The 16,374-nt window shown below is 67.3% G+C and carries 12 protein-coding genes; 3 read left to right on the top strand and 9 right to left on the bottom strand.

Going from position 1 to position 16,374, the window contains the following annotated elements:
• Positions 1-65: 65 nt before the first annotated feature.
• The 6 genes from AC2FAN_RS02820 to AC2FAN_RS02795 form a co-directional block, all read right to left on the bottom strand.
• On the bottom strand, positions 66-473 hold the full coding sequence (locus AC2FAN_RS02820) for a RidA family protein (protein WP_265052973.1): 408 nt from the start codon (positions 471-473) through the stop codon (positions 66-68).
• Positions 474-518: 45 nt separating this feature from the next.
• The gene (locus AC2FAN_RS02815) at positions 519-2,159 is read right to left on the bottom strand and encodes a benzoate-CoA ligase family protein (RefSeq protein WP_485172635.1); all 1,641 of its coding nucleotides are present in this window, start codon (positions 2,157-2,159) and stop codon (positions 519-521) included.
• A 62-nt stretch (positions 2,160-2,221) separates the two neighbouring features.
• Positions 2,222-3,481, bottom strand: coding sequence for an acyl-CoA dehydrogenase family protein (locus tag AC2FAN_RS02810; RefSeq protein ID WP_485172634.1), 1,260 nt, complete (start codon positions 3,479-3,481; stop codon positions 2,222-2,224).
• Between the two features lies 1 nt (position 3,482).
• Complete coding sequence (locus AC2FAN_RS02805; RefSeq protein ID WP_485172633.1) at positions 3,483-4,316, bottom strand: enoyl-CoA hydratase family protein; 834 nt, start codon at positions 4,314-4,316, stop codon at positions 3,483-3,485.
• Entirely contained in the window at positions 4,316-4,864 is a 549-nt protein-coding gene (locus AC2FAN_RS02800; protein ID WP_476805850.1) for a MarR family winged helix-turn-helix transcriptional regulator, read from the bottom strand. Before AC2FAN_RS02800 ends, AC2FAN_RS02805 begins: the two co-directional genes overlap by 1 nt.
• Before the next feature lies 1 nt (position 4,865).
• Complete coding sequence (locus AC2FAN_RS02795; protein ID WP_485172632.1) at positions 4,866-5,621, bottom strand: SDR family NAD(P)-dependent oxidoreductase; 756 nt, start codon at positions 5,619-5,621, stop codon at positions 4,866-4,868.
• A gap of 234 nt (positions 5,622-5,855) precedes the next feature.
• Between AC2FAN_RS02795 and AC2FAN_RS02790 the strand changes: the two genes are divergently transcribed.
• Positions 5,856-8,180 (top strand): bifunctional salicylyl-CoA 5-hydroxylase/oxidoreductase, encoded by a 2,325-nt coding sequence (locus tag AC2FAN_RS02790; protein ID WP_485172631.1) that lies wholly within the window; start codon positions 5,856-5,858, stop codon positions 8,178-8,180.
• Positions 8,181-8,187: 7 nt separating this feature from the next.
• Here AC2FAN_RS02790 and AC2FAN_RS02785 read toward each other — a convergent pair whose 3' ends face one another.
• Positions 8,188-9,444, bottom strand: a complete 1,257-nt coding sequence (locus AC2FAN_RS02785) for an MFS transporter (RefSeq protein WP_485172630.1) — start codon at positions 9,442-9,444, stop codon at positions 8,188-8,190.
• Positions 9,445-9,900: 456 nt separating this feature from the next.
• Here AC2FAN_RS02785 and AC2FAN_RS02780 point away from each other — a divergent pair, with 456 nt between their 5' ends.
• Positions 9,901-10,983 carry a DUF2778 domain-containing protein gene (locus AC2FAN_RS02780; RefSeq protein ID WP_485172629.1) on the top strand — a complete coding sequence of 361 codons (1,083 nt, stop codon included), beginning with the start codon at positions 9,901-9,903 and terminating at the stop codon, positions 10,981-10,983.
• 247 nt (positions 10,984-11,230) lie between these two features.
• Positions 11,231-11,626, top strand: a complete 396-nt coding sequence (locus tag AC2FAN_RS02775) for a RidA family protein (protein WP_485172628.1) — start codon at positions 11,231-11,233, stop codon at positions 11,624-11,626.
• Positions 11,627-11,657: 31 nt separating this feature from the next.
• Here AC2FAN_RS02775 and AC2FAN_RS02770 read toward each other — a convergent pair whose 3' ends face one another.
• Both AC2FAN_RS02770 and topA read right to left on the bottom strand, forming a co-directional pair.
• Entirely contained in the window at positions 11,658-13,568 is a 1,911-nt protein-coding gene (locus AC2FAN_RS02770; RefSeq protein ID WP_485172627.1) for a methyl-accepting chemotaxis protein, read from the bottom strand.
• Positions 13,569-13,704: 136 nt separating this feature from the next.
• Entirely contained in the window at positions 13,705-16,356 is a 2,652-nt protein-coding gene (topA, locus tag AC2FAN_RS02765; protein ID WP_485172626.1) for a type I DNA topoisomerase, read from the bottom strand.
• Positions 16,357-16,374: the final 18 nt, after the last annotated feature.

Raw genomic sequence — 16,374 nt, 5'->3', positions numbered from 1 at the left:
GATGAGGCGCGGGAGCGTTCCGGGACGAGAGATGCTCGGGTCAAGCCCGAGCATGACGCAAGACTTCAACCCCCGACAACCGCCGTCGCCTCGATCTCCAGCAGCGCCTCCGGCTCGACCAGCGCACTCACGGCCACTACCGCCATCGCCGGGAAATGCCGGCCGAAGGCCTCGCGATAGATCGGCCCCATCTCCTTGAGGCTGGCGCGATAGGCCGCGATGTCGGTGACGTACCAGGTCAGGCGCACGATATCCTCGACGCAACCGCCGCCGGCCTCGACCACCGCCTTGATGTTGAGGAAGGTCTGGCGCAGCTGCCCGATGAAGTCTTGCGCGAAGACGCCTTCGGCATTCCAGCCGACGAGCCCGCCGGTCACCAGCACGCGGCCTTCGGCCACCATGCCGTTGGCGTAGCCGCGCGGCTGCGGCCAGCCTTCCGGCAGGATGGCGCGGGAAGAGGAAGCGTTGGACATGGTGTCGCCTCGGTTTCGGCCGTTCGGCTCTGGTTGGTCGGAGGATCAGGCCTCGTCGCGCGCCATCTGGCGCAAGGCGAAGCGTTGCAATTTGCCGGTCGCCGTCTTCGGCAAGGCGGCGACGAATTCGATGGCGCGCGGATATTTGTAAGGGGCGATACCGGCCTTCACATGCTCCTGCAACGCCTTGGCCATCGCCGCATCGCCAGTGACGCCCTGGCGCAGCACGATATAGGCCTTCACGATCTGCCCGCGATCGGGGCAGGGGGCGCCGACCACGCCGCACTCGGCCACCGCCTCGTGCGTCAGTAGGCAGGCTTCGACCTCCGGCCCCGCGATGTTGTAGCCGGCCGAGATGATCATGTCGTCGGAGCGTGCCTGATACCAGAAATAGCCGTCGGCATCGCGCAGATAGGTGTCGCCGGTGATGTTCCAGCCGTCGAGGACGTATTTCGCCTGCCGGGGATCGGCGAGGTAGCGGCAGCCGGTCGGCCCGCGCACGGCGAGCCGACCTGGCGTGCCATCCGGCACGTCCTTGCCCTCATCGTCGACGATCTTCGCCTCGTAGCCCGGCACCGGAAGCCCGGTCGCGCCCGGCCGGATCGCCTCGCGCGGCGCGCCGATGAAGATATGCAGCATCTCGGTCGCGCCGATGCCGTCCATCAGCGGCAGACCGGTCCGCGCCTGCCAGGCGTCGAATGTCGCCTTCGGCAACGCCTCTCCGGCGGAGACGCAGATGTTGAGCGAGGAAATGTCGCGCCCTTCCAGCTTGTCGAGGATGGCGCGATAGGCGGTCGGCGCTGTGAAGACGACGCTGACCTTGTGGCGCTCGATCGCGTCGATCAGGTCGGCCGGACCCGCCTTCTCCGGCAGCACCATCGCTGCGCCGATCCGCATCGGGAAGAGGACGAGCCCGCCAAGGCCGAAGGTGAAGGCGAGCGGCGGCGAGCCTGTGAAGCGGTCGTCGGGCGAGGCCTTGAGGACGCGCGCGCCGTAACAGTCGCAAATCGCCAGCATGTCCTGGTGGAAATGCATGGTGCCCTTCGGCTCGCCGGTGGTGCCGGAGGTGAAGGCGATCAGGCAGACGTCGTCGCGGGCGGTGTCGGCGGCCTCGAAATGCTCGTAGCCCGGCTGCGCCATCAGCGCTTCCAGCTCGCTCCCGGCTGAACCGAAAGCGACGATGCGGGCGAGCTCCGGCGCCTGCGCTTTCGCGGTTTCAAGTTCGGCGGTGAGGCGATGATCGCAGAGTGCCAGTGCGATCTTCGCCTTGCGCAGCGGATAGGCGAGCTCGCCAGCCCGCAGCATCGGCATGGTCGCGACGGCGATGCCGCCGGCCTTGATGACGGCGAGATAGGCGGCGACCATCATCGGTGTGTTGCCGGCGCGCAGCAGCACGCGATTGCCGCTGGCCATGCCGAGATCGCGGCTCAGAACATTGGCGATGCGGTTCACCCGCTCCGCGAGGTCGGTATAGCTCCAGTTCAGGTCGGCCGCGAGCACTGCGGTCCGGCCGCCGCGCCCCTCGGTGATGTGCCTGTCGAGCAGCTCTGCGACGCAGTTCAGCCGCTCGGGATAGGCGAGCCCTGCCTCTTCCACTCTCAGATCGGGCCAGCTTTCGCGCGGGGGCAGGTTGTCCCGCGCGAAGCTGTCCTTATGCCCCGATCTCGCGAATGCGGTTGCTGTCATCTCGTTCCCCTGCCTAGAGCCGGATCTGAACAGGTCGAGAGACCTGATCAGTGAATCCGCCTCTAATTATTGAATGGAGAACGCGTTATCCGATCAGGTTGCGGTGCAACCTGATCGGCGCGTGCTCCAGCGGCATGTGCTTTGAGCAGGTCGCGCGCGATCACGACCTTCTGGACCTCGCTGGCACCCTCGTAGATGCGCAGCGCCCTGATCTCCCTGTAGAGTTCCTCCACCTTGACGCCCTTGGTGACGCCGAGGCCGCCATGGATCTGGACGGCCCGGTCGATCACGCGCTGGGCGTTCTCCGTCGCGATGAGCTTGGCGAGCGCGGCCTCGCGGGTGACGCGCGCCGCGCCGCGGTCCTTGGTCCAGGCGGCGCGGTAGACGAGGAGGGCGGCGGCATCGACCTCCGCCGCGCTGTCGGCGATGGCCGCCTGCGAGAGCTGGAGGTCGCCGAGCGTACCGCCGAAGAGCTTGCGGCCATTGGCATGGGCGAGGGTCTCGTGCAGCGCCCGCCTGGCGAAGCCGAGCGCGGCGGCGCCGACCGTCGAGCGGAAGATGTCGAGCGTCGCCATCGCGACCTTGAAACCATCGCCCGGCTCGCCGATGCGGTTATCGAGCGGCACGCGGCAGCCCTCGAAGCGCAGCGTCGCGAGCGGATGCGGCGCGATCACCTCGATACGCTCCGCGATCGTCAGGCCGGGCGTATCGGCCTCGACCAGGAATGCGGAGAGCCCGCGTGCGCCCGGCGCTTCGCCGGTGCGGGCGAAGACGACGTAATGGTCGGCGATGCCGCCATTCGAGATCCAGCTCTTCTCGCCGTCGATGCGGACATAGTTGGCACCGTCCGGTGTCGCGGTCGTCGCCATGGCGGCAACGTCCGAACCGGCTTCCTTCTCCGAGAGGGCGAAGGCGGCGATGCGCTTGCCCGCCGCGACATCCGGCAGGATGCGCCGTTTCATGTCCTCAGAACCAGCGATGCTGATCGAGCCCGTGCCGAGCCCCTGCATGGCGAAGGAGAAATCGGCGAGCCCGTCATGAGCAGCCAGGATCTCGCGGGCGAGGCAAAGCGTGCGCACGTCGAGCTTGTCGGAAAGCCCGCCATAGGCAGCCGGCACCACGGCTTTCAGGAAGCCGGCTGCGCCCAAGGCGGCGACACGCGCCCGGCAGGCCTCGTCGACATCGTCATGCGGCAGATCGGCGAGATAGGAATCGGCCCAGCCGGAGAGTTCCTCAGCGAAAGCGCGATGGCGCTCCTCGAAGAACGGCCAGTCCAGCGTATCGCCGAGGATGCCGAGGCCGAGATGAGCGGCGCGGTGCATATCAGTTGCCCTCGAAGACCGGTTTCCGCTTTTCGGCGAAGGCGTGATAGGCGCGGGCGAAATCCTCGGTCTGCATGCACAGCGCCTGCGCCACGGCCTCGGCCTCGATCGCGCTCTCGACCGACATCGCCCATTCCATCTCGAGCATGCGCTTGGTCATGGCATTGGCGAAGGTCGGGCCATCAGCCAACTCTGCCGCGAGCGTCTGCGCCTCGGAAAGCACGGCCTCGGACGCACAGAGCCGGTTGAGGAAGCCCCAGCGGTCCGCTTCCTCGCCCTTGAGCACGCGGCCGGTGTAGAGCAGCTCGGCGGCGCGGCCCTGGCCGATGATGCGCGGCAGCATCGCGCAGGCGCCCATGTCGCAGCCGGCGAGGCCGACCCGGTTGAACAGGAAGGCGATCTTGCTGCCGCCCGTGCCGAACCTGAGATCGGATGCCATCGCGACGATGGCGCCGGCCCCTGCGCAGATGCCGTCGATGGCGGCGATGATCGGCTGCGGGCAGGCGCGCATCGCCTTGACCAGCTCGCCCGTCATCCGGGTGAATTTGAGCAGGTCCTTCGTCTCCATCGCGACCAGCGGGCCGATGATCTCGAAGACGTCGCCGCCCGAAGAGAAATTGCCACCGGCGCCCGTCACCACGATCGCCTTGACGTCTTCCTCCTTCTGCGCGGCGAGGAAGAAATCCGTGAGTTCGCGGTAGCTTGCGAAGGTCAGCGGATTCTTTTTCTCAGGCCGGTTGAGCGTCACCGTCGCGACCTTGCCGGCGACCGAAAGGGCGAAATGCTGCGGCGTGAAGCCGGCCAGCGGCAGGGTGGTGGCGTTGGCGATCGTCATCAGGCGTCTCCCTTCGCGGCCGCGTCGGCTGCGTCCTTCGCCCGGCCGGCAATGGCGCGATGAAGCGAGGTCTTGGTCTCGCCGAGCAAGCGGAAGAGCTGCCCGATCTCGGGCTGGTCGAGCCCGGCGAAGAGTTCGGCGATCCAGCTTTCGTGGCGCTCGGCCATGGCCCTGAAGGCCTTGCGACCCTGCGCCGTCAGCGTGAGGATCTGCACGCGCCGGTCCTGCGGCGCGGAGCGCTTGTCGACCAGCCCATCCGTGACGAGGCCGGCCACGACGGCGGTGACATTGCCGTTCGAGACCATCAGCCGCTGCGAGACTTCGCCGACGGTCATGCCGACCACGCTCTTGTCGAGCTGCGCCATCAGGTCGAAGCGCGGCAGCGTGGTCTTGAATTCTTCGCGCAGCCGGTTGCGGATCTCGGTCTCGATCAGGGTCGAGCAGGTGAGCAGGCGCAGCCAGAGCCTGAGCTCGTCCTTGTGGTCGCCGGGGCGTTCGCTCGCCTTGGTCTCGCGATCGAGCATCAGGGCGGAAGAGGGCGTGTCCATCTCAGAACTCCCCGCCATTGATGAGGAGCGATTGGCCGGTGACCGCATCGCTGCCCGGTCCGCAGAGATAGAGCACCGCGGCGGCGACCTCTTCCGGCGCGATCAGCCGTCCCTGCGGATTGTCCTTGACCATCTCGGCCAGCGCCTGCTCGCGGCTCTTGCCGGTCTTCGCCGCGATGGCGTCGAGCCCGCTCGCGACCATGTCGGTGTCGGCATAGCCCGGGCAGACGGCGTTGACGGTGACGCCCGAGCGCGCCGTCTCCAGCGCCAGCGATTTCACGAGCCCGATCACGGCATGCTTCGCCGCCGCATAGGCGCTGACATAGGCGTAGCCGCGATATCCGGCCGTCGAGGCGATGGCGATCAGCCGGCCGCGCTGGCGCTCCAGCATGCCCGGTAGCACGGCATGGAACAGATTGACGGTGCCGATCAGGTTGATCTCGACCATGCGGCGGAAGCGCTCGCTATCGCTGCGCATGAACGGGCCGGTCTCGACCGCACCGGCATTGGCAATCGCGATGTCGAAGGCACGTCCGCCGGGGAGCTGATCCAGGGCAGCGGAAACCGAACTCTCGTCGCGCACGTCGCAGGTCGCGAAATCGGCTGCCGCGCCGGCTGCGACGGCATCCCGCAAGGCAGCCTCGTCGCGGCCGAGAATGCTGACCTGCGCCCCTGCCTGTGTCAGCATGGCGGCGATGGCGCGGCCGATGCCACGTCCGCCTCCCGTCACCAGCGCGCGCTGTCCCTGCAGAGTCATGACCGTTCGACCTCCGCCGTCGAATATATTTTAAGTCTCAATCAATTTGCAAGCGGCTTGTCTGTGAGTATGCGATGCAGCGATGATTTTGCGGCATTCGAAGGCGTTTCCGGCCACACTTGGCTCTGTTGTGATGTTCGGGCCGGAAAGGTCGAAAGCCCCTTGAGTTCAAAATCATTTTAGGCTTAAAATAATTTCTAGACCGGATCGGCCGGTTCCCTGATGGAGGCGTCGATGCGTATCGCGGTTGTGGGCGGCGGGCCGGCGGGCCTCTATTTCGCGCTGCTGATGAAGCGGGACTGGCCCCAGCTCACCGTCGACGTGTTCGAGCGCAACCAGGCCGACGACACTTTCGGTTTCGGCGTCGTCTTCTCCGACCAGACGCTCGACACCTTCAAGGCGGCGGATGCGGAGAGCTATGCCGCCATCCGCGACAACTTCGCCTATTGGGACGATATCGAAATCCGCTTCAAGGGTGACACCTACCGCGTGCCCGGCAACGGCTTCTGCGGCTGCTCTCGCCGTTCGCTGCTGATGCTGGTGCAGGCGAGGGCGCGCGAACTCGGCGTCAACCTGCATTTCGGAACCGATATCGCCGATATCGATACGCTGAAACGCGATTACGACTTGGTCGTCGCTGCCGACGGCATCAACAGCCGCATCCGCGAGAACTGGCGCGAGCGCTTCCAGCCGCAGGTCGATCTCAGGCCCAACCACTTCACCTGGATGGGCTCGACCCGCCCCTTCGACGCCTTCACCTTCTTCTTCAAGCAGACCGAGCATGGCGTCTTCATCGCTCATTGCTACCAGTACGAAGCAGGGCGCTCGACCTGGGTTCTCGAGACCGACCCCGAGACCTTCGAGAAGGCCGGGCTCGATAAGCTAGACGAAGCGCAGTCGGCCGCTTTCCTCGAAGGCGTCTTCGCCGAGGAACTGCAGGGCCACAGCCTCATCACCAACCGCTCGCTCTGGCGCAATTTCCCGATGATCCGCTGCCGCAACTGGGTGAGCGAGAACGTCGTGCTGATCGGCGACGCCAAGGCGACCGCGCATTTCTCGATCGGCTCCGGCACCAAGCTTGCGATGGAGGATGCCATCGCGCTGCACAAGGCGATGGGGCAGGCCAAACTCGATGTCGCTTCCGGCCTAGCTTTGTACGAGAAGCAGCGCCGCGAGGAGGTCGAGAAGACGCAGCACGCGGCCGATGTCTCGCTGGTCTGGTTCGAGGAGCTCAGGCGCTTCTGGGATTTCGAGCCGCTGCGCTTCGCCTTCGGTCTGATGACGCGCTCGAAGGCGATCACCTACGACAATCTGGCGCTGCGCGCGCCGGCGATGGTGTCGGCCGTGGACGAGCTGGTCGCCCAGGGGCTCGGCCCGCTGGCGAGGCGTCGCAAGGACGGCTCGCCGGTCCCGCCGGCCTTCCAGCCCTTCAGGCTCCGGGACATGCAGGTCGAGAACCGCATGACCCTCTCGCCGATGTGCCAATATTCGGCACAGGACGGCCTGCCTGATGACTGGCACCTGATGCATTACGGCTCGCGCTCCATCGGCGGCCCCGGATTGATCTTCACCGAGATGACCTGCGTCGCGCCGGACGCCCGCATCACCCCCGGCTGCACCGGCCTCTGGAACGACGAGCAGGAAGCGGCTTGGACGCGCATCGTCGCTTTCGTCCACGCTCATTCGGCCGCGAAGATCTGCCTCCAGCTTGGCCATGCCGGGCGAAAAGGCGCGACCAAGCTGATGTGGGAGGGCATGGACCGGCCGCTCGCCGATGGCGCCTGGCCGATCGTCTCGGCATCGCCGCTGCCTTACTATCCGGACAGCCAGGTGCCGCGCGAAATGACGCGGGCGGATATGGACAAGGTGAAGTCCGAGTTCGTCGCGGCGGCCGCGCGCGGCGAACGCGCCGGCTTCGACATGCTGGAGCTGCACTGCGCCCATGGGTATCTGCTCGCGAGTTTCCTCTCGCCGCTGACCAACAAGCGCACGGACGACTATGGTGGCTCGGTCGAGAACCGGCTGCGCTTCCCGCTCGAGGTCTTCCGTGCGCTGCGCGAGAGCTGGCCGCGCGAGAAGCCGATGTCGGTCCGCGTCTCGGCGACGGACTGGGCTGATGGCGGGCTCTCGCCGGAGGATTCCCTCGCCATTGCCGAGGCCTTCGCCGCCGAGGGCTGCGATCTCGTCGACGTCTCGACCGGCCAGACGGTGAAGGAATCCCGGCCCATCTATGGCCGCATGTTCCAGACGCCGTTCTCCGATCGCATCCGCAACGAAGCGGAGGTCGCGACCATGTGCGTCGGCAACATCACCACGGCCGATCAGGTCAACACCATCGTCGCCGCCGGCCGCGCCGATCTCGTCGCGCTCGGCCGGCCGCATCTGGCCGATCCGTCCTTCGTGCTGCGCGCCGCGGCCTGGTATGGCGTGGATACGGCCCAGCCGGTGCAGTACCAGCCCGGCAAGGACCAGCTCATGCGCAATACGCCGCGCGAGCGCGAGGATCTGGAAGAGCTGAAACTCAAGGCCAAGCCGAGCCGCCACGCGCCGGCGGCGTAGGCCCGGACTATTTGCCGCCCTGCGAGCGGCCGGACGGCGAGACGTCGGGGATGGTCGGCGCCGTCGTCGGGCGCTCGCCGAAGGGGCTGGCCGAGGGCGGGTTGCGCCTCAGCCGGAAGGTGAGATAGGCGCTGGCCGCAGCCGAGAGCAGCCCGAGATAAGCCAGCAGCCCGTTGGGGCCGACGGCCTGCATGAAGGCGGTCGAGACCAGCGGGCCGATGGCCGAGCCTGTCGCCCAGAGGAACAGCAGCTGCGCCGACAAGCCCAGCGCCCGCTCGCGGCCGAGCCGGAAATAGGCATGGGCGACGGCGACCGTATAGATCGGCATGCTGCCCGCGCCGATCAGCGCGAACAGCCCGAACAGCCAGAACCGGGTATGTGGCACGGCGAGCCAGAGCACGGCGCCCAGCGCCAGCGAGCAGAGCACCACAGAGAGCGTGGCGCTCAGCATGATGATCCGGCTCTCGACGCGGTCGGCCAGCAGCCCGAGCGGCCATTGCAGCATGAGCGCGCCGATCTGGATGCCGGCCGTCAGCAGGATCGCCCAGGCCTGGTCGAGCCCGATCAGGATGCCGTAGGCCGGTGCGACATTGGTCAGCGCCCCGCCCATCAGCCCGACATAGAGGCAGCCGATGACCGAGGCCGGCGCATATTGCCAGATCGTGTTGAGCCTGACCGAGACGACCTCGCCCGATTCCGGCCCCTTGGCCTTGGTCATGGCGACGGGGATCAGCGCGATCGAGAAGGCGGCGCTGGCGAACAGGAAGATGTCGCCCGACTGTAGCGAGACATAGCCGACGCCGATCTGCGAGCCGATCAGGGCGAGGCGGTTGAGGATCTGGTAGAAGCCGAAGACGCGCCCGCGCTGGCCGGCCTTGGCCTGTCCGCTGATCCAGCTTTCGATGCAGATGGCGTGGCCCGCGCCGGCGAAGCCCATCCCCAGCCGCGAGGCGCCCCAGATATCCAGCGGCGTCATCGCGAAGCTCAAGGTCAGCACGGCCTGCAGCGCCGCGAACACGGCGAAGGCGCGGATATGCCCGACGCGGCGGATGAAGGCGGGGATCACGAAGCAGCCGGCCAGGAACCCGACCGAATAGGCCGAGCCCACGAGGCCGATCAGCAGCGGCGCCTTCTGCTCCACCGCCATCTTCAGCGGCACCACCGTGTTCACGATCGTCGCGGCGATCTGCAGGATGAGCGCGCCGCTGACGATGGCGCCCAGCGCCGCGACGGAGCTGGTCCTCGGCTCGGCTGGTTTGGTCACGGCGCTTCCGGCCTCCTGCGCAGCCATGGCGAAGGCTTGCTGTCCTTGGGATTGTTGTCCCTGGGGCTGCGATCCCTGTGACATATCCGATTCGAGCGTTGAGGTGGGAAAAACGGGCGGAAATCCAGCCTTGCGCAGAATGATGGGCCAATCGGGGCGAAGGGTCGAGAAATTTTCGCCTCCGGCCCAAGAAGCGGCCCGCCATCATGGCGCCGTCTTTCCGTGGCCTTGGGAGCGCCGCGGCGGCAGGCGAACGCCGCGACATCGCAAAAATTATCGATGCGGTTCACCGGCGATTAACCAACAAAGCGCCTTATCGGAACAGAACAAAGTTTGGTTTTCCCGGCATGCTCGGACACATCGCGACGTGCGTCGCGCTCCCTCGGCTGGAGTGCGAGCGGCGAAGCCGTGTCCGCGGCCGTCGGGCGTAGCGTAAGCGTATCGAGAGTGCGGCGGATGACCTATGCGACCTATGTGCGGGAAGGTGGCGTACCCTATGTGCGGTCGCGCCGCCGTCGCCGGCCTCTGCTGAAAGGGTTCTTCCTGGCCGCCGCCCTGAGCTGCGGCGCCATGTCGGGCTTCTGGATGCTCGGGCAGGGCACTCCGGGAAACGACACCGCGAACGCCCCCTCCGCCAATGCGCGCAAGACGCCGCCAGGCCGTGCCGCTTCGCAGGCTGCCCCGGCCTATAGCGGCTTGCTCGATCCCGCGTTGTCCGGCGGCAATGCCGCTTCCTTCGTGCCGGGCGCTCCGGTGCGCTCTGCGTTCCAGTCGGCGAACCCGGCCCCGTCTTCAACCTCCGTCGCGGCTGCCGAGCCCGCATTGCCTCTGCCGCCGCAGCCGCCCGTCACCCTGGCGGAGAAGTCCGTGCCGATGCCCATGCCGGTGCCGCGGCCCCTGGACCTGCTGCCGAAGGCTGATCCTCAACAGCCACTCCAGCCGCGCGTCGCGCAGCCGACCGCGCCTCGCCGGAGCCGCACCGCCGCGGCGGCTCCGACGCCCGAGGATAATCGCTCCTTCTTCGACAAGCTCTTCGGCGTGCAGAAGCAGGAGCCGGCCGGTACGGCGCTGGCCTATGCCGCGCCGCAGGACGATGTCGTCGATCGCGGGCGCATCACCCGCCTCAGCCCCTCGGCCGGCACGCCGCCGCGCACAGCGGAGGCCGGCACGGCGATCTACGATATCGGCGCCAAGATGGTCTACATGCCGAATGGCGAGCGGCTCGAGGCCCATTCCGGCCTCGGCGAGATGATGGACGATGCGCGCTATGCCCATGTCCGGATGAAGGGCGTCACGCCGCCGCACACCTACACGCTGACCGAGCGCGAGGCCCTGTTCCACGGCGTGCGCGCCATCCGGCTGAACCCGGTCGGCGGCAGCGGCGCCATCCATGGCCGCGCCGGCCTGCTGGCTCACACCTATCTGCTCGGGCCGCGCGGCGACTCCAATGGCTGCATTTCCTTCAAGGATTACGAGCGCTTCCTGCAGGCCTTCCTGCGCGGCGAGGTGAAGCGCATCGTGGTGGTTGCCAGTCTTTAAACCGGCGCGGGATTTGCGCGGAAAACACCCGGTCATTCCGGGGCAGGCCGAAGGCCTGAGCCCCGGAACCCATGAAACACACGAAACCACGGCTCCGAAACAGAGGCTGCGGCGACGCCGCCGTTTTGCGTTCCGTCGCTGCTCATGGATTCCGGGCTCGTCGCTGGCGCGAAGCCCAGGAATGACAGTCTGACTCTGCATCGACACGGCGTGCTACAGCCGTTCCAGTTCCGGCAGCGAGGCCAGCATGCAGCGCGAAGTGATCGAGATCCCCGTCATCTCCGAAGCCATCCGCAAGCTGGGAGCGCCGACCTCGGCGCTGGTCCGGGCCGGCGATCTGCTCTTCACCTGCGGCATGCCTCCGATCGACATCCGCACCGGTGAGATCGTGGCGGGCGATATCGGGACGCAGACGCACGCCTGCCTCGACGCGCTGGACATGGCGTTGCGCCACGCCGGCTCGTCGCTGGACAAGGTCGTGAAGGCGACTGTGTTCGTGACCGATCCGGCGCTGATGGGCGCGGTCAACGCCGTCTACAGGGAACGTTTCGGCGAAGGCTTCCCGGCGCGTACCAGCGCCGCGATCAAACCCTGGCCCCTGCCGTTCGACATCGAGATCGAATGCGTGGCGACGCGCGGCTGATCAGCCGCATTCCTGTTCCATCCTGTGAACTTCAGGCGGCCATGCGTCCGCTGGTGGCCTCGCGCCGGGTCCGGAATGTCGCGACGAGGTCGTTGAGCTGGCCGATGCGGCTTGAGAGCGACGAGGCGGAGGCCGCGCTCTCCTCGGCAAGCGCCGCATTCTGCTGGGTCATCTCGTCGAGATGCGCCACCGCCTGGCTCATCTCGTCGATGCCGTTGGCCTGCTCGCCCGACGCTGCCGAGATGTCTGCGATGGTGGCCGAGACCTTCTGGGAGGCCTCCAGGATGCGGGTCAGCGACTCACCGGCCTGACGCACCAGCTTGACGCCCACGGTGACCTCGGCGTTCGAGGACGAGATCAGCCCGGAGATGTCCTTGGCGGCGGCGCTGGAGCGCTGGGCCAGGGTGCGCACCTCGGAGGCGACGACGGCAAAGCCCTTGCCGGCATCGCCGGCGCGGGCCGCTTCGACCGCCGCGTTCAGCGCCAGCAGATTGGTCTGGAAGGCGATGTCGTCGATCACCCGGATGATGTCGGAGATCTTCTGCGAGGCAGTTTCGATCCGGGCCATGGCATCGACAGCCTGGCCGGCGATGGTGCCGCCGGACTGCGCCGCGCTCATGGCTTCCTCGGCGATCTCGGTCGCCTGGCGGGCGGCCTGGGCCGAAGCCTTGACGGAAGCCGCGAGCTCCTCGGTGGTGGCGGCGGTCTCCTCCAGCGAAGAAGCCTGCTCTTCGGTGCGCTTGGAGAGATCGTCGGCGCCCATGTTGATCTCACGCGCCGCGAGCCCGACATCGGCCGAGGTGGTCTGGATAGTCGAGACCGTCTCGGACAGGCGGTCGACGGTCTCGTTGATGGCGCGCTTGAGATCGGCGAAGCGGCCGCGATAGGCGGTCTCGACGCGGTTGGTCAGGTCGCCGCCGGCGATCGCTGCGAGCGCCCCGGCGAACTCGGTCGTCGCTGAATCGACCACCGCGTTGATCTCGTTGATGCCTTCGACGAGGCGCTGCATCTGGGCATCGGAATCCTTGATCTCGAGCCGGGCGCTGAAGTCGCCGGCAGCGGCGGCAGCCACCACCTCGCCGACATCCGAGACCACCGCCTCGATCGACTGGGCACGCGCCAGACGCGCCGCCGCAGCCGCCCGTTCCTGTTCCTGCAGCTCGGCGACCTGCTTGGTCGCCTCCCGCAACACCGCGACGGAGCGAGCCATCACGCCGATCTCGTCGGCGCGCTTTGTATGGGGCACTTCGACGGCGGTGTCGCCCTCGGTCAGGCGCTCCATCACCGCGCTCAGATCCGTCATCGGGCGCACGATCGAGCGGCGCGAGAAGGCCAGTGCGCCGGCGATCGTGCCGCCGAGCAGCACGAGCAGGGCCACCGGCAGGAAGGTGCGGACCTGCGACGCGAAGGAGAGCGTCTCTGCCTCGGCCGCATCGGCGCGCTCTTCGTTGAAGCCGCTGAAGGCCGTCAGCTCCTCCTGGAGAGTGGCGCGGTTCTTCTTGCTGGCTTCGCCGTTGCCCCAGGCGTCGGCGGCGCGGCCGGAGACCTCGCGGGCGAGACGTGCGGTCTCGGTGCGGATAGTGACGAATTCGCCGATCAGCTTGCTGATCTTGTCGATGCGTTCGCGCTCGCTTTCGGGGGCGAGCCTGACCAGCCCCTTCATGCGCTCGTCGACCTGCTTGATCCCGGTCTCGACCGTGCCCGCGGCGATGCCGGCATCATGCGGATTGCGCGCGGTATAGACCTGCAGCGAGTTGGCGACGACCTGGTTGACCGCGACGTTGAGGCGCTCGGCGATCAGGGCGAGGTTGTTCTGTTCGGAAGAGCGGCCGTACATGGCCTCCATCCGCGAGATTGCGAGCAGCGCGCAGCCCAGCGCGATCAGGGCGCCGACCGCGACGATCGCGATCTGCCCCAGGATCTTGGTCCCAATCGACTTCATCCCACCCCCCCGACGGCCACTCCACGGCTTTGCCGCGAAACAACTTGTAATAAAGGGCGTTGAATGGCTGGTTAACCTAAGGGCGTGACCTCTGGCGAAATAAGCGTCATGCGGGGTGAGAAACGAGGCAGCGCCTTCAGCCCTCCGACGTCTTGCTCTTGCGGGCCGGTGACTTTGCGGCCGGCTTGCCTCCGGCGGCTTTGCCCTTGGCTGCCGGCTTCGTGCTGCTGGCCCGCGCGCTGGTCCTGCCGCCCTTGGCGCCGCCCTTGAGCTCGGCCTTGGCGTTCACCAGCTCTATCGCCTGTTCCAGCGTGATGCTTTCCGGCGCCATCGTCTTCGGCAGGGTGGCGAAGACCTTGCCCCAGGCGACATAGGGGCCGTATTTGCCGGCCTTCACCTCGAGCCCGCCGCCCGTGGGATGGTCGCCGAGTGCGCGACCCGGCGTTGCCGCGCCGCCGCGCCGGCCGCCTCCACCGCTCTCCTTGGCGACGATCAGGTCGATGGCGCGGTTGGCGCCGAGCTCCAGGACGTCGTCATCCTTGTCGATATTGGCGTAGACCTTGCCGTGCTGGACATAAGGCCCGAAGCGGCCGATGCCGACGAGGATCGGCTCGCCCGACACCGGGTGGCGCGCCACCTCCCGCGGCAGCGAGAGCAGCGCCAGCGCGTTGTCGAGCGTGACGCTTCCCGGGCTCATGCCCTTCGGCAGGCTGGAGCGCTTGGGCTTCTCGCCCTCTCCAAGCTGGATATACGGGCCGAAGCGGCCGTCGCGCATCGTGACTTCGAGGCTGGTCACCGGATCGGTGCCGAGGATGCGCACGCCGGGCGTGCCCTGGCCGCCCTCGGCCGAGGCCTCGCCTTCGGCGGCGGGGACGGAGAGGGGGCGCGTATAGCGGCATTCCGGATAGTTCGAGCAGCCGACGAAGGCGCCGAACTTGCCGAGCTTCAGCGAAAGCTGGCCGTTGCCGCAGGTCGGACAGATGCGCGGGTCGGTTCCATCGGCCTTTTTCGGGAAGATGTAGTCGCCGAGGATGCCGTTCAGCGCTTCCAGTACGTCGCCGACGCGCAGATCCTTGGTCTCGCCGATCGAAGCCTGGAACTCCTGCCAGAAGTCGCGCAGCAGCGCCTTCCAGTCGATCTCCGCATTGGAGACGCGGTCGAGGTTCTCTTCGAGGTTCGCCGTGAAGTCGAACTCGACATAGCGCTTGAAGAAGCTCTCGAGGAACGCCGTGACCAGCATGCCCTTGTCCTCGGGCACGAGGCGCTTCTTCTCGATGCGGACATATTCGCGGTCGCGCAGCGTCGAGAGCGTCGCGGCATAGGTCGAGGGCCGGCCGATGCCGAGCTCTTCCATGCGCTTGACGAGGCTGGCTTCCGAATAGCGCGGCGGCGGCTCGGTGAAGTGCTGGTCGGCGGCAATAGTGCGCTTCTCCAGCTTGTCGCCGGCCTTCATCGCCGGCAGCTTCCTGGAATCCTCGTCCTCCTCGTCGTCGCGGCTCTCCTGATAGAGCGTCAGGAAGCCGTCGAAGAGCACGACCTGACCGGAGGCGCGCAGGTCGAGGTTGCGCGCGCCGACCTTGGCCGCGATGTCGACCGTGGTGCGCTCCATCTCGGCCGATTCCATCTGGCTCGCGATGGTGCGCTTCCAGATCAGCTCGTAGAGCTTCGCCTGTTCCGGCTCGAGCTGGCGCGCGACCATGGCCGGCAGCCGGCCGAGATCGGTCGGGCGGATGGCCTCGTGGGCCTCCTGCGCGTTCTTGGCCTTGACCATGTACTTGCGCGGCGCATTCGGCACGTAGCGCTCGCCGAATTCCTTGCCGATGACGCTGCGCGCGGCGGCGATCGCCGAGCCGTCCATGTCGACGCCGTCGGTTCGCATATAGGTGATGAGGCCGACGGTCTCGCCGCCGATATCGACGCCCTCATAGAGCCGCTGCGCGAGCTGCATGGTCCGCGCCGGGGCGAGGCCCAGCTTGCGGGAGGCTTCCTGCTGCAGCGTCGAGGTCTGGAACGGCGGTTGGGGGTGGCGCTTGACCGGCTTGGCCTCGACCTCGGTCACGGTGAAGAGCGCGCTCTCCAAAGCTTCCTTGAAGGCCTTGGCCTCCTCGGCATTGCCGATGTCGAGACGCGTGATCTTCTTGCCGTCGGCGCCGACGAGCCGGGCGTCGAAGGTCTGGCCCGACTCCGTCGCGAGCGTCGCGACCAGAGACCAGTATTCCCGCGCCCGGAAGGCCTCGATCTCGCGTTCGCGTTCGCAGACGATGCGCAGCGCCACCGATTGCACGCGGCCCGCCGAGCGGGCGCCGGGGAGCTTGCGCCACAGCACCGGCGAGAGCGTGAAGCCGACGAGATAGTCCAGTGCCCGGCGCGCCAGATAGGCATCGACCAGCGCCTGGTCGATGGCGCGTGGCTCGGCCAGCGCCTTCTGCACCGCGTCCTTGGTCACGGCGTTGAAGGTCACGCGCTCGACCGGGATGCCCTTCAGCGCCTTCTTCTGGTTCAGCGCTTCCAGCACGTGCCAGGAGATGGCCTCGCCTTCGCGATCCGGGTCGGTCGCGAGGATGAGCTTGTCGGCGCCCTTCAGCGCCCTGACGATCTCCGAGACCTGCTTGGCGCCGCGCCCCTCGATCTCCCACTTCATTGCGAAGTCGTTCTCGGGCTCGACCGAGCCGTCCTTGGCCGGCAGGTCGCGGATATGGCCGAACGACGCCACGACCTCGTAGTCGGAGCCCAGGTATTTGTTGATCGTCTTGGCCTTGGCCGGCGACTCGACGACGAGGAGCTTCATGATTTTGGTCTCGATGAC

The sequence above is a fragment of the Allobosea sp. RIT-PG3_2 genome (assembly GCF_057321085.1).
Note: the sequence above shows the minus strand (reverse complement) of the source record. Positions and strands in the feature narration are given on the sequence as shown.